This is a genomic window from Thalassospira sp. B30-1 (assembly GCF_015767575.1).
GTDB lineage: Bacteria > Pseudomonadota > Alphaproteobacteria > Rhodospirillales > Thalassospiraceae > Thalassospira > Thalassospira xiamenensis.
Window position 1 is genome coordinate 3016100 of the sequence record NZ_CP065232.1, and the last position, 14742, is coordinate 3030841.

14 protein-coding genes are annotated in these 14742 nt (G+C 58.4%); all 14 read left to right on the top strand.

What is annotated here, in order from left to right:
- Position 1: 1 nt before the first annotated feature.
- From IT971_RS14305 to IT971_RS14370, 14 genes are read left to right on the top strand one after another with little or no spacing between them, the layout of a single operon-like run.
- Positions 2–250: an acyl carrier protein gene (locus IT971_RS14305; protein ID WP_007090637.1), complete on the top strand. Its 249-nt coding sequence runs from the start codon at positions 2–4 to the stop codon at positions 248–250.
- Entirely contained in the window at positions 231–818 is a 588-nt protein-coding gene (locus IT971_RS14310) for a hypothetical protein (protein ID WP_063094812.1), read from the top strand. Before IT971_RS14305 ends, IT971_RS14310 begins: the two co-directional genes overlap by 20 nt.
- Positions 818–2500: an AMP-binding protein gene (locus IT971_RS14315; RefSeq protein ID WP_063094814.1), complete on the top strand. Its 1683-nt coding sequence runs from the start codon at positions 818–820 to the stop codon at positions 2498–2500. The genes IT971_RS14310 and IT971_RS14315 overlap by 1 nt, the downstream gene beginning before the upstream one ends.
- Positions 2497–4218, top strand: a complete 1722-nt coding sequence (locus IT971_RS14320; RefSeq protein WP_063094816.1) for a glycosyltransferase family 2 protein — start codon at positions 2497–2499, stop codon at positions 4216–4218. The genes IT971_RS14315 and IT971_RS14320 overlap by 4 nt, the downstream gene beginning before the upstream one ends.
- Positions 4211–5773 carry a histidine ammonia-lyase gene (gene hutH, locus IT971_RS14325; protein ID WP_063094818.1) on the top strand — a complete coding sequence of 521 codons (1563 nt, stop codon included), beginning with the start codon at positions 4211–4213 and terminating at the stop codon, positions 5771–5773. Before IT971_RS14320 ends, hutH begins: the two co-directional genes overlap by 8 nt.
- Positions 5770–6177 (top strand): thioesterase family protein, encoded by a 408-nt coding sequence (locus IT971_RS14330; RefSeq protein WP_063094820.1) that lies wholly within the window; start codon positions 5770–5772, stop codon positions 6175–6177. Before hutH ends, IT971_RS14330 begins: the two co-directional genes overlap by 4 nt.
- The gene (locus IT971_RS14335) at positions 6174–6800 is read left to right on the top strand and encodes an outer membrane lipoprotein carrier protein LolA (protein ID WP_063094822.1); all 627 of its coding nucleotides are present in this window, start codon (positions 6174–6176) and stop codon (positions 6798–6800) included. The genes IT971_RS14330 and IT971_RS14335 overlap by 4 nt, the downstream gene beginning before the upstream one ends.
- Entirely contained in the window at positions 6800–9130 is a 2331-nt protein-coding gene (locus tag IT971_RS14340; RefSeq protein WP_063094824.1) for an MMPL family transporter, read from the top strand. The genes IT971_RS14335 and IT971_RS14340 overlap by 1 nt, the downstream gene beginning before the upstream one ends.
- Positions 9127–10365 carry an NAD(P)/FAD-dependent oxidoreductase gene (locus IT971_RS14345; RefSeq protein WP_063094826.1) on the top strand — a complete coding sequence of 413 codons (1239 nt, stop codon included), beginning with the start codon at positions 9127–9129 and terminating at the stop codon, positions 10363–10365. Before IT971_RS14340 ends, IT971_RS14345 begins: the two co-directional genes overlap by 4 nt.
- Positions 10366–10421: 56 nt before the next feature.
- On the top strand, positions 10422–11012 hold the full coding sequence (locus tag IT971_RS14350) for a DUF3261 domain-containing protein (protein ID WP_158526689.1): 591 nt from the start codon (positions 10422–10424) through the stop codon (positions 11010–11012).
- Entirely contained in the window at positions 11009–12226 is a 1218-nt protein-coding gene (locus IT971_RS14355) for a beta-ketoacyl-[acyl-carrier-protein] synthase family protein (protein ID WP_063094830.1), read from the top strand. Before IT971_RS14350 ends, IT971_RS14355 begins: the two co-directional genes overlap by 4 nt.
- Entirely contained in the window at positions 12223–12732 is a 510-nt protein-coding gene (locus IT971_RS14360) for a hypothetical protein (protein WP_063094832.1), read from the top strand. The genes IT971_RS14355 and IT971_RS14360 overlap by 4 nt, the downstream gene beginning before the upstream one ends.
- A complete protein-coding gene (fabG, locus tag IT971_RS14365) occupies positions 12729–13454 on the top strand; it encodes a 3-oxoacyl-ACP reductase FabG (RefSeq protein ID WP_063094834.1) in 726 nt (241 codons plus the stop codon). The genes IT971_RS14360 and fabG overlap by 4 nt, the downstream gene beginning before the upstream one ends.
- Positions 13451–14698, top strand: a complete 1248-nt coding sequence (locus tag IT971_RS14370; protein WP_063094836.1) for a beta-ketoacyl-ACP synthase — start codon at positions 13451–13453, stop codon at positions 14696–14698. The genes fabG and IT971_RS14370 overlap by 4 nt, the downstream gene beginning before the upstream one ends.
- The last annotated feature ends 44 nt before the right edge of the window (positions 14699–14742 follow it).

The window sequence follows — 14742 nt, forward strand, 5'->3', positions numbered from 1 at the left end:
CATGCACAGTCGCCAGGACGTCTATCAGCAGCTTCACGATTACCTTGTCGAACTTTTCGAAGTCCCGTCCGAGGATATCACCCCTGATGCCCGCCTGTTCGAAGACCTTGACCTCGACAGCATCGATGCCGTCGACCTGATCGTCAAATTCCAGGAAATCACCGGCAAGAAAATCCCGGCCATGGAATTCCGGTCTGTCCGCACCGTCGATGACGTCGTCGAGAAGATCCATGTCCTGGTCAGTTCCTAAACGGATCGCGGCCCTTCTGCTTGGCGTACTGGGTGTTACCTATCCGGTTCTGGTCTATTTCGGACTGTCGGCATTTTCGCCGCAATTCATCCTGATCGGCCTTTTGATCGTGGTGCTTTTGCGTGCCGTGACATTTGCGGTGCAAAAACGTTATGGGCCTGCCGGTCTTGCGGTTCTGGTCGCGGGTATCGTTGCCGCGGGTGGTCTGGCAAGCGAACTTCTCGCCATCCGCTTTTATCCGGTAATTGTCAGCCTGACGATGGGGGCGGTTTTTACCGTCACGCTCTTTACCGACCGACCGATGGTCGAACGCCTCGCCCGGCTGAAAATGCCCGATCTTGACGACTATTCGATTGCCTATACCCGCAAACTGACCAAGGTCTGGATCGGGTTTTTCGCGGTCAACGCGATGATTGCCACATGGACGGCACTTTATGCGAGCATGGAAATATGGACGCTTTATAATGGGTTTCTGTCCTATCTGCTGATCGGCATTCTGTTTATTGGCGAATGGCCGGTCCGCCGCATTCTGCGCGCCCGCCATGACCGCAAGATCAAAGAGTCCTGATGACCGGCTTTATCGAAAAACTGCATGATCCGCAAAACGCCGATACCGCCCTTTGCATCGAAGGCGACCGGCTGTTTTGCGTTGGCGATCTGCGTTCCGATATCGACCGTCTTTGCCCCACCCTATCCGCATCTTCGCGCATCGCCATCCATTGCCAGTCGGCCCGCTTGTTCCTGATCGCGATCACCGCCGCATGGCGCGCGGGCGCCACCGTGATTTTCCCCGCGACGGATCGGCCGGCCTATCTTGATGGCATTGCCGATCAGTTCGATCTCTATCTCGACGATACTGCAATCCTTGCAAAGCTCGCCAAAGGCAATGACGCGACGCTGTCAACCACACTGCCCGCCGCATCCGATTGCAGGGCGGTGTTCTTTACCTCCGGCTCGACCGGGGATGCCAAACCCATCGCCAAGACCCTCGCCCTGATCGAAGCCGAAATCACCATACAGGAACCACTTTGGCAGCCGCACATCCCTAATGGCGCGCGCATTGTCGGGCTGGTATCCCATCAGCATATCTATGGCCTGATTTTCCGCATCGTCTGGCCGGTGATCACGAGCCGTGTCTTTACCGCCGATCCCGCCCCCTATTGGGAAATGATGCAGGGCGATATCAATAATGGCGATGTCCTGATCACAAGCCCCGCGCACCTCAAAAACCTGCATCCCGATCTGGCCGGTGTGCCGCGCCCGTCCCTGATCTTCTCCTCGGGTGGCCCGCTTGACCTTGCCGCCGCGACCGAAACCACTGCCATGCTCGGCATCAGCCCGACCGAAATTTACGGCAGCACCGAAACCGGCGGCATCGCCCATCGCCAACAGACCGGCGACAACTGCCCGTGGCATCCGCTGCCCGGTGTCGACATTGGTCTGAATGACGCCCGATGCCTTCGCGTGCGCGCCGCCCATATCGCGGGCGATGACTGGTATCAGACCGAAGACATCGCAAAGATCAATGACGCAACCGGCACCTTCACCCTGCATGGCCGGGCCGACCGGGTGGTCAAGGTCGAAGGCAAACGCATTTCGCTGGGTGCTGTTGAACGCCATCTGCGCCAAAGCGATATGATCGAAGACGCCATTGCGCTGATCCCTGATGAAAATGACCGCCGCCTTGGCGTGGTGGCCGTGCTGTCGCCTGCGGGTCGCGATATGCTGGCCGATATCGGGCGGTTTCGCATGGGCCGGCAATTGCGGCGTGAAATCGCCAAATTCGAAGACGACGCTGCTTTACCGCAACGCTGGCGCTTTGTCGATCGGTTACCATCCGACAGTCAGGGCAAACGCCCGCTTCATTTGCTGCGTGCGCTTTTTGCCGATATGGAACCTGTGACACCTGAAATCGTTATACAAAATCGCGATGATGACCGCGTCAATCTGGCGCTGCGCCTGCCCAAGGATCTGCTTTATTTCCGGGGCCATTTCCCCGGCATGCCGATCCTGCCCGGCGTGGTCCAATTGCATTGGGCGGTGGATCAGGCCGCAACGCTTTTTGACGTACCGGTCACCATCGGCGAGGTGACACAACTGAAATATCGCAAACCGATTGCACCGGGGTCAAAACTGATGCTTGAACTTGATTGCAACCGGGAAAACAGAAAAATCAAATTCCGCTATCATTCCGACGCCGAAGGCGATCACAGCTCCGGTATTCTGAAATGGCGCGAGGCCCCCTCATGAAAATCTGTGCCGTCATCCCGACCCATAACCATCATGATGTACTTGGCGATGTGGTGGCGCGTCTGCGCGAATATGACCTTCCGGTGATCATTATTGATGACGGGTCAAACACGCAAACACACGATGTTGTCGCCGCCCTGCACGATCCCGAAAACGACATCACTTGCCTGCATCTGGACGAAAATGGCGGCAAGGGTGTGGCGGTAATGACCGGCCTTGCCATGGCCGAACGCGCCGGTTTCACCCACGCCATTCAGGTCGATGCCGATGGGCAGCATAACCTTGACCGGATCAAGGAAATGATCCGCATCGCACAAGAAGACCCAACGGCGCTTGTCACCGGCCTTCCGGTCTATGATGACAGCATCCCGCAAAAACGCCGTATCGGGCGCTGGATTTCCCATGTCTGGGTCTGGATCGAAACATTATCCACCCACATCCGCGACAGCATGTGCGGCTTTCGCGTCTATCCCGTCTCCGAAAGCCTCGCGGTCTGGCGCGAAGAAGGCTGCGGCCATAAAATGGATTTCGACACCGAACTGATGGTACGCCTTTACTGGCGCGGTGTTCCGGTCCATCACGTCCCGACCGAAGTCACCTACCCCGAAAACAACACGTCTAACTTCCGCATGTGGAAGGACAATGTCCTGATAAGCTGGATGCACACCCGGCTGTTCTTTGGCATGCTGGCCCGCCTGCCGGGATTTATTGCGCGTGGTGGCCATTTCGGGCAGAAACACCGCACTGGTATTGATGCCGAAAAACATCCCGAAACCATCGGAGCCCCCGCCAAACACTGGTCGGAAATTGACGAACGCGGCATTTACTGGGGCATCCGGTTCCTCGGCGCGGTTTATCGTTATGGCGGGCGTCGGCTGTGTCTGGTGGTGATGTTTCCGGTCATCACTTATTTCTTTGCCACCGGACGGGTCGCGCGCCGCGCATCGCAGGATTTCCTGTCGCGCGTTGCCGCCATCACTGGTCAACCCAAACCGGGCCTGCGTGACAGTTTCCGCCATTTCATGAATTTCGGCGAAAGTGCACTGGATAAAATCGCCGCATGGTCGGGCGAAATGAAGATTGATGATCTTGATCTGCCCAACCACGCCGACAGCCTGTTTTCCTATATCCCGCGTGATCAGGCCGTCATCCTGTTCGTGTCCCATTTCGGCAATATCGAACTGGTGCGTGCGATTGCCAGCCGCGACCGCGATTTTCGCGTCAATGTGCTGCTGCATCAAAAAAACGCCGCCCGCTTTGGCCGCGTCTTGCAAAAATTCGCCCCGCAAAGCCAAGTCGATCTGATCGAAGTCACCGATATCGGCCCCGATACCGCGATGCTGCTGCGTGAAAAGGTCGAACGCGGTGAATGGGTCGTCATTGCCGCCGACCGCGTTGCCATTGGCGCACGCGATAAATCGGTGCGCGTCCCGTTTCTGGGTGATCCGGCTCCGTTCCCGCAGGGGCCGTTTGTTCTGGCCCATCTGCTGCAATGCCCGGTCTATATGGTTGCGGCATGGCGCAATGGGAAACGCTTTGAAATCGTCTGGGAAAAACTGGCCGATCAAATCACCCTGCCGCGCGCCAACCGGATCGGTAAAATCACTGAATATGCCGGGCAATATGCCAACTGGCTTGAAAAGCTTGTTGTTACAAAACCGCTGCAATGGTTCAATTTCTATGACTTCTGGGCGAAGAAAAAGGACGAGAATGAATAACAGCCGCACCACTGTGCAGTTTGGCGATGAAAACCTGCGCATCGAAGATATCGTTGCCCTTGCCGAACAGCGTGCCCTGCCCGTCCTGTCATCCGACCCGGAATTCACCACCCGCATTCAGGCCGGGGCCGATTTCCTTGATCGGGAATTGCGCGATCACGGCCATATTTACGGGGTCACCACCGGCTATGGCGATTCCGTATCGCGCCGCGTCCCGCCCGAACTGGTCGCCGAATTACCACTTCATCTCAGCCGGTTTCACGGTTGCGGCCTTGGCGATATCCTGCGCCCCGATCAGGCGCGCGCTGTCCTTGCGGTCCGGCTTGCATCCCTTTGCACCGGCTATTCCGGTGTCAGCCTTGATCTTCTGCGCCAGCTTGCAGGTCTTCTCGAACACGACATCACACCCCTGATCCCCGAAGAAGGATCGGTCGGCGCCAGCGGCGATCTGACCCCGCTTTCCTACGTGGCCGCCGCCCTGATCGGCGAACGCGACGTGCTGTATCGCGGCCAGAAAATGACCGCATTGGATGCCCTTGCCACCTCCGGGTTAACGCCGTTAACGCTCCGCCCCAAGGAAGCCCTGGCGATCATGAATGGCACATCGGTCATGACCGCGATGATGTGTCAGGCATTCGTGCGTGCGGATTACCTCTGCCGCCTGACCGCGCGCATCACAGCACTTGCCTCTATCGGGTTGCTGGGCAATCCCGCCCATTTTGACAAACGCCTGTTTGCCGCCAAACCCCATCCGGGGCAGGCCCGCATCGCCGCCTTTATCGAGGATGACCTTGCCGATCTCGGCACCAATTATGCCCCGGCCCGGTTGCAGGATCGTTATTCGCTGCGCTGTGCGCCGCATGTCATCGGCGTTCTGGCCGACATGATGCCGACCTTCCGCGCAACGCTTGAAACCGAACTCAATAGCGCCAATGACAACCCGCTGATCGATGTCGAAGGCGAAACCATCCTGCATGGCGGTCATTTTTATGGCGGGCATGTTGCCTTTGTCGCCGATGGCATGAAAACCCTGATCGCCAATCTCGCCGATCTGATGGACCGGCAAATGGCGCTTCTGGTCGATACCAAGTTCAATCATGGCCTGCCATCGAACCTGTCGGGATCGGATGCGGATCGCGCCTCGATCAATCATGGGCTAAAGGCCGTGCAGATCGGCGTTTCCGCCTGGACGGCCGAGGCACTTAAAAACACCATGCCCGCCAGCGTCTTTTCGCGTTCGACCGAATGCCACAATCAGGACAAGGTCAGCATGGGAACGATTGCCGCGCGTGATTGCCTGCGCATCCTGCAACTGACCGAACAGGTCGCGGCTGCCAACCTTATCGCCGTCAAACAGGCGATCACGCTGCGCCTTAAAAACGGTGACATCAAACCCGAACAACTTGGCAGTGATATCACCGCCTTCCTTGATGCGCTTGGCAACGACATCCCGTTTATCGCCGAAGACCAGCCGCTCGAATCAACCCTTCGCCTTCTGATCGACCGCATTCAATCGCGCCACTGGGCGCTTTATGGCGGGGATCTGGCATCATGATCAGCGCATCGGTCAGTGAAACCATCCAGTTCTATCACCTCGATCCGATGAATGTCGTCTGGCACGGCAATTACGTGCAATTCTTTGAAAATGCCCGCTGCGCGCTGCTGGATCAGATCGACTACAATTATCCGCAAATGGATGCGTCGGGCTATGTCTGGCCGGTGGTGGATATGCGGGTCAAATATGTCCGCCCCTGCACCTTCGGGCAGAACATCACGATCACCGCGACGCTCCGCGAATATGAAAACCGGCTTAAAATCGACTACCTCATCAGCGACACCAAAACCGGTCAAAAACTGACCAAGGGCTTCACCATTCAGGTCGCGGTCGAAAAATCCAGCGGCGAAATGCTTTATCGCAGCCCCGATTTCTTCATCGCAAAGATGGAGGCCCTTGTTTGATCCCGATCCGCCGCCTGATCGTATCCGTCGCCCTGCTGACTGCCAGCATGACCGGCACCGCACGGGCGGATGATATTCCGGCCCCGGCCAACATCGGCACCGAACAATATCTCGGCGGCTCCTTCACCATGGACCGCCATCTTGACGGCTTTGAAAAACCGCTCACCTCGAACGGCGATTTCGTCCTGTCCCCGGCACGCGGGCTGGTCTGGCGCACGTTGCAACCCTTCCCCGGCACCACGATCCTTGATGATCACGGCATCACCCGGATCGATGATCAGGGCAACCGCGATGAACTCGCCCGCGGCGATCAGTTCCGCCAGTTTGTCGAACTGATTTCAGCCGTTCTTGCCGGAAACTGGCAACCGCTGGAGCAGCGTTTTGACATCACCAGGGACACAACCGAACAGGGCGCATGGCAGGTCATCCTGACGCCCAAGGACGGAAGCAATATCGCCCAACAGATCAGTAAAATCACCGCCGCCGGTACTGATTTTGTCGAAGCCGTCCGACTGGAAAAACCGACCGGCGACCATGATGCCATCACTCTTGCCGATCAGGCATTGCAAAGCCTGCCGCTGCCGCCCGAATTTGCCGCCCTTCTGACCGGCGCGGATCAGTAATGGCATTGCGCGCAACCCTCTGGGCCCTGTGCCTGATCGCGATGGCGGTTTTTGCCACTTGGCAATTGCGCGGCGGCCATACCGGGATCGATGCCGATATCCTGTCCCTGATCGGGCAGGAAAATGCCGACCAAAACGGGCCGCAAAGTGACATCGCCACGGTCCGTCATCTGCTGGCAAATGATGGTCGGCAGGTGATCTTCATGCTTTCGCACGCCAATCGCGACACGCTTGAAACCGCCGCCAATGATTTCGCGGGCCGGATCGCGGCCCTTGATGGCACGCAGGGCATCACCCTTCCCGGTCACAACAATGATCGATTTGCCGATCTGATGGCGCTTTATGGCCCTCATGCCAACAGCCTGCTATCCCCGTCTGATCGCGAAAAGCTGGCAAATGGCAACGCCGAAGCGCTCTATCGCCGCGCCATCCAAAACCTCTATTCCCCGGCAACAACGCTCAGCAGCCAGTCGCTTAAACAGGACCCGTTTGCCCTGCTGCCAGCCTTCCTGTCCGACCTTGGCGCAAAGCTTGGCACCGGTAACGAGATCATCACCCGCGACGGGCAATTTTACCTGCCGGTGATGGCAAGCCTGTCACCCGATCTGCGAAGCTCCGGCAACGATCAACGCTGGGTCATGGATGCCAACGCTGCCTTGCAATCCATCACCGATGCCACATCCGGCCTGACCACCGCCAAAACCGGCCAAATCTTCTTTGCCGTGGCAGAAGCCACCCGCGCCCAATCCGATGTGCAACGCATCGCGATCATCGCGACCATCGGCATCCTTGTGATGATCGGGCTGGTGTTCTATTCACCCATCCCGCTTTTCGGTGCCCTTCTGGTCGTCGGCAGCGGCCTTTTGGCGGGGCTCGCCGCCGTGGTCGCGATCTTCCCCGCCATCCATGCGATTGCGCTGGTGTTTGGCGCGACCATGATCGGCATTTCGGTCGATTATGCCCTGCATTACCTTGTGCTGCGCTCTGCCGCCGGATCCCCCACGGACCGGCTGCGTAAAATCAGACCGGGGCTAAGCCTTGGCCTTCTGACATCCATCATCGGCTTTGGCGCACTATCGCTCAGCCCCACCCAATTGCTCTCCCAGATCGCGGTTTATTCCATCGCCGGTCTGATCGCGGCCTATTGTTCGGTGCTGTTCCTGCTGCCCCTGATCCCGGCCAGCGATGTCCAGCCATCCTCGCCGATCCGCAAACTCCATGACGGCTTGCAAGCTGTACTTGGCAAAACATTTGCCCCGATCCGGGTACGACTGACCGCAAGTGCCGCCATCATCATCACCCTTGCCCTTGCGGCCTTCCTGATCCCCGGCAATAACGATATCCGCCAGTTCGGTCACGGCAATGACGCCCTGATATCGGATGCCGGAAACATTGCAGATATCCTCGGCCTTGGCGGCAGCCCCGTCTTCCTCCGCATTGATGGCGGTGATCCCCAAACCCGCCTTGAAACCGGCGAAGCAGTACGGGGTGCCCTGACACCGCTGATCGCCGATAACCGCCTTGGCGGCATGATCGGCCTGTCCGATCTGATCCCGTCCATCACCCGGCAGACCGAAAACCGCGATCTGGTCACGACCGGCCTTTATGATCGCTTTGGCCCGGCCCTGTCCGATCAGTTGCCGGTCACTATCACCGCACCGGATAAGGATGCTGATTACCTCATCCCCGATGACAACGCGACAAGGACATTACCCGAAATCGCTCGCCTGCATTCCGGCGGATCGGACATCATCCGGCTTCGCAACGCCACCGATATTGACGCCATCAGCAACGCCCTTGCCGATATCCAGAACGTCACCCTGATCAACCCGCCCACCGCGATCAGCGACCAGTTCGCCGCCTATCGCCTGTGGGCATGGATTGCCTTGGGCGGTGCGCTTTGTGTCGCCGCCATCCTTGCTGTTTTGCGTTACGGGCTTCGCACCGGCATCTGCGTTTTTGCCGCCCCCGCCGGGGCGATCCTGTTTGCGGTGCTGGGCGGTTATGCCTTTGGCATCGCCCAAAGCTTCTTTACCACCATGGCGCTGTTTCTGGTCTTTGCCATCGGTGCGGATTACGTTCTGTTTCTGGCCGAAAGCCGCAACGGCCCCCATGATGACGACACGCGCCTTGCGGTGTTGCTGTCGCTGATCAGCAGCGTGCTTGCCTTTGGCCTTCTCGCCACATCATCCGTACCGCTGGTGCGCGATATCGGATCGGTGATTGCAATCGGCCTGATCGGGGCATGGTTCCTGGCCTTCTGGATGACCGCACCGACAGGCGATAAAAACAACGCGCAAACCCAAAAACAGCGGGGACAAAAACAGTGAAACCCGATTGCGATATCGCCGTTATCGGTGCCGGGCCTGCCGGATCGGTCATTGCCAAATTCCTCCATGATGCCGGCATGGCCGTTACCGTGCTCGAAGCCGAAACCTTCCCGCGCTTCGTGATCGGCGAAAGCCTGCTGCCCAATTGCATGAATGTGCTCGAACGCGCCGGGCTTCTGGATGCCGTGACCGATGCCGGGTTCCAGTTCAAAAACGGTGCCGTCTTCGAATGCGGCCCCCAATATATGTCGATTGATTTTCGCCAGAATTTCGAACCATCCGATTGCTGGGGCACCACGTTTCAGGTTAAGCGCGCCCGCTTTGATCAGATTCTGGCAGGTGAGACCGCGCGCGCCGGGGTCGATATCCGCTTTGGCCACCGCGTCACATCCGCACAACTTGCCGATGGCGATTGCCGCCTTGGCTTCACCGATGAAAACGACAATCCGGGCGAACTGCGCGCCGGGTTCGTGGTCGACGCCAGCGGCTATGGCCGGGTTCTGCCCCGCATGCTCGGCCTTGCCCGGCCCGGCAAGTCGATTGAACGCCGCGCGTTATTCACCCATATGCGCGATCACATTACCGATCCCGGTTATGACCGCGAAAAAATCCTGATCACGGTGCATCCGACCCATCATGAAATCTGGTACTGGCTGATCCCGTTTTCCGATGGCACCGCGTCCATCGGCGCGATCTATCCCGATAATGATCCGGCCTTTGTCGGCATGTCGGATCAGGACATTTTCAATAAGCTGATCAATGACACACGTCTCGGAAGCCTTCTGGCCAATGCCGAACCGATCCGCGATCTCAATTCCATCGCCGGATATAGCGCGCAGTCGGAAAAACTTTTTGGCGATGGTTATGTGCTGCTCGGCAATTCGGCGGGCTTCCTTGATCCGGTCTTTTCATCGGGTGTCACCATCGCCCTGCATTCTGCCGAACTGGCCGCCAAGGCCCTGATCGCGCGTCATAATCGCAAGTCTGTTGACTGGAACCTGGATTTCGCCGACCCGCTGTCAAAGGGGGTCGATACGTTCCGGGCTTACGTCGATGCATGGTATGATGGACGGTTACAGACGATTATTTTCAATCAGCCCGATGACGATTCACAACTGAAACGTATGGTCGTTTCGATCCTTGCAGGTTATGCATGGAATATGGAAAACCCGCTGGTCGCCAAAACCGAACGCTATCTTGAGATGTTGCACGATCTATGCGCTCCGTCGTCGTAAAAACCCTTGTCGCTGGAATGCTTGCCACGGGCCTGAGCGCCTGTGAAACAATGAACATGCCCGATCTGACAATGCCCGACTTTTCCATGCCCGATGTCTTCACATCAACACCGGCGCAAACCGTGATGCTTGACGAGGGCTATGAATTCACCCTGCCCGAACAGCCATGGGCAGATGATGACGCCATCGACGTCACCCAGCAGGTCACCGCAAACTGGAAAAACACCAGCAGCAACGAAACCGAAACCGGCACCTTTCAGGCCCGCATATCGCTTGAACGCGATCACGCCCGCATCGTCATGATCGATGATCTGGGCCGTCGCGCGATTGATATCGACTGGTCGACCGATGCACTGTCGGTCCAAACCGCCGACTGGCTGCCCGCAACACTTGATGCACGCCGTATGCTGGCCGATATCGTCATGGTCTATTGGCCGCTCGATGTCGTGCGCGATGCCCTGCCCCGCGATCTGTCGATCCGCGAAACCATGGGTGAGCGCACGCTTCGCATCGATAGCAACGGACGCTTCTATGCCCGGATCGAACGCCCGGTACGCGATGTCTGGCAGGGTTTTGCCAAAATCCGCAACGAACGTTTCGGCTATGTCATCACGATCCAGTCAAAACACACTGGATCGTCATCATGACGCTGGGCTCGCTGTATCTCTCCGCCCTTGGCATCGTATCGGCCCTTGGCACCGGGATGGATGAAACCCGCGCCACACTTTTTGGCGACCGCCCGGCGGATATGATCGCGCGCGACGGTTTCCTGCCCGACCGCACCACGATCCTTGGCACAGTTACGCATGATCCCGAACCGCTACCCGAAAACCTAGCCCGCCACGATACCCGCAACAACCGTCTGCTTTGGGCCGCAACCCGGCAGATCGAAACCGACATCACCGATCTGATTGCCGATATTGGTCGTGCCCGCATTGGCGTCATCATCGGCACCAGCACATCGGGCATCGAAGAAGGCACAACCGATTACGAAGCCGCCCTTGATGGCGGGGCCTTCCCCGAAACATTCCTGTATAGCCATCAGGAAATCGGATCACCCGCTGATTTCCTGCGCGATGCCTTTGATCTTGGCGGACCATCTTATGCGATTTCAACCGCCTGCTCGTCCAGTGCCAAGGGTTTTGCCGCCGGGGCGCGCCTGATCAATACCGGGCTGTGTGATGCGGTTCTGGTCGGCGGCGTCGATAGCCTCTGCCGTCTGACCGTGCGCGGCTTTGATGCCCTGCAATCGGTTTCAAACGGCCTTTGTAATCCCATGAGCCTTAACCGCGACGGCATCAATATCGGCGAAGGGGCCGCACTTTTCATCCTCCGTCGTGATGCGGGCGACATCGAATTGCTCGGCGTCGGTGAAAGCTCCGACGCCCATCACCCCAACGCCCCGCATCCCGATGGCCGGGGGGCCGCCATGGCAATGCAAAACGCGCTTTCCAATGCCAAACTCAAACCATCCGACATCGCCTATATCAATCTGCACGGCACCGCGACCCCGCTTAATGACGGGATGGAGGCACGTGCGGTTTGCGATGTCTTGGGGGCCAATGTCCAGGCAAGCTCCACCAAACCCATGACCGGCCATACGCTGGGCGCTGCGGGTGCCATCGAAGCCGCGATGCTCTGGCTCTCGCTTTGCGATGCCGCCGATGGCGCCCCCCTGCCGCGCCATATCTGGGATGGTGCGACTGATCCCGAAATTCCCGACATCAATCTGGTGACCAAGCCGGGCACGAAATTGCCCCCTTCGGATCGCTTGGCGATGATGAGCAACTCATTTGCCTTTGGCGGCAGTAACGTCTCGGTCATTCTGGGCCGGGGCTGGAACCGGGGGAACCGCGCATGAATGCGTCTGTAAAACCCGCCTTCCCACCAGCCTTCCCGCCCGTCGAAACACTGGTGCCCCACGCCGCCCCAATGCTTCTGATCGACCGCGTTCTGAATGCCGATGCCGAAAGCCTGACGGCAGAAGTCCGCATCACAAAAAACAGCCTGTTTTTCACCCCCACGCATGGCGTCCCCGCCTATGTCGGGATTGAATATATCGCCCAGTCGGTCGCCGCCTATAGCGGCTGGCGCGCCCAGTCTGCCGCCCCCGGCACAGCCCCCAAAATCGGCTATCTGCTCGGCACGCGCAAAATGACCATGGCATGCGATGGCTTTGCCGATGGCGATGCGCTGTCGATCCATGTGCAGAACATTTTCGAAGACGGCGAAATGGGTGTGTTTGACGGTGAAGTTCGCAAAGGCGATGAAATCCTTGTGAGTGCGCGCATCAATGTCTATCAGCCCGACGACGCAGCAACCCCATCCGAAACCCCAACCAGCAACCAAGAAACGACAAAGCCATGACAGAAACCATTCTGGTAACAGGTGCCAGCAAGGGGATCGGTGCCGCAACCGCGCGCCGTCTTGCAAGGGACGGTTTTGATATCGTCGTCCATTATCATTCCGATCTGGCCGGGGCCGAAGCCGTCCGTGATGATATCATCGCCCTTGGCCGCACGGCCCGCCTGATCCAGTTCGATATCGCTGACCGCGATGCCACGCGCACCGCAATCGAGGCCGACATTGCCGATCATGGCGCGCCCTATGGTGTGATCCTCAATGCCGGGCTGACCCGCGATGGACCTTTCCCGGCCCTTGAAGACGACGATTGGGACCGGGTTCTGCACACCAATCTCGATGGTTTTTACAATGTGATCAAACCGCTGATCATGCCGATCATTCAACGGCGCAAGGGCGGGCGGATTGTCGCGCTCACCTCCATCGCCGGGATCGCCGGCAATCGCGGGCAGGTCAATTACGCCGCCTCAAAGGCCGGGATCATCGGGGCGGTCAAATCGCTTGCCCTTGAACTCGCCAAACGCAAAATCACCGTCAATGCCGTTGCCCCTGGCGTGATCGAAACCCAGATGACCGGCGACCTGCCAGAGGACGAGGTCAAGGCGATGATCCCGATGCGTCGCTATGGCACCACCGACGAGGTCGCGGGCACCATCGCGTTTCTGTGCAGCCCCGATGCGTCCTACATCACGCGTCAGGTCATCAGTGTGAATGGGGGCATGTTATGAGCAAAGGCACATCCTCCACCCGCCGCGTGGTCATCACCGGCATGGCGGGCATCACCGCCCTTGGTGATAATTGGGAAACCATTTCATCGCGCATGGCAGCGGGTGAAACCGGCATCCGGCGCATGCACGATTGGGACGGCAAATATGATCTGCGTACCCGCCTGGCAGCCCCCGTGCAGGATTTCACGCTCAAGGGCAAATTCAGCCGCAAACAGCTCCGCAGCATGGGCCGTGTCGCGCAGATGTCGGTCGATGCCACCGACAAGGCATTGGAAATGGCCGGCCTTCGTGATGATACCGCCATCCTTCAGGGCGGGCGTCTTGGCATTGCCTATGGCTCGTCATTTGGCAGCACCCCGCCCGTTCTCGGCTTCACCCGCCTGATGGAACATGGCGACAGCAACGCCATCACCGCCACCAGCTACATCCAGATGATGAGCCACACGGCAGCCGTCAATATCGGCGTGCTATACGGCATTTCCGGGCGCATCATCCCGACCTCGACCGCCTGCACATCGGGCAGCATGGGGATCGGTTACGCCTACGAGGCGATCAAATTCGGCATGCAGGACCTGATGATCGCCGGTGGGGCCGAAGAACTCTGCCCCACCATGGTCGCCGTGTTCGATACCCTGTTTGCCACAAGTACGTCCAACGACGCCCCCGAACTGTCCCCGCGCCCCTATGATGCAAGGCGCGATGGTCTGGTAATCGGCGAAGGGGCCGGAACGCTTATTCTGGAAGAATACGAACACGCCAAGGCCCGCGGGGCGACCATTTACGGCGAAATCGTCGGCTTCGCCAGCAATTCGGACGGCGCACATATTACCCAACCTGCGGCGGATAAAATGGAAGTCGCCCTTCGTAAATCGCTTGAAAGTGCCGGGCTGTCATCATCGGATATCGATATCGTCAATGGCCACGGCACCGCAACCGATCATGGCGACCTCGCCGAAAGCAGGGCGACACGTGCGGTGTTTGACCGCGCCATTCCGATGCACACGCTCAAGGGCCATTTCGGCCACAGCCTTGGTGCATGTGGTGCCATCGAAGCGTGGCTTGGCCTTGAAATGATGCGCGAAGGCAAATTTGTCGCCACCGCCAATCTTGAACAGGTCGACCCGGAATGCGCCGAACTTGATTACATCTTTGGCGACGCCAGAAGCCTCTCGGCGGAACATATGATGAGCAACAATTTCGCCTTTGGCGGCATCAACACATCCCTGATCTTCCGGCAAATCTGATTTTACCGGCCCAACAAAAAACCCCGGCATCTGCCGGGGTTTTG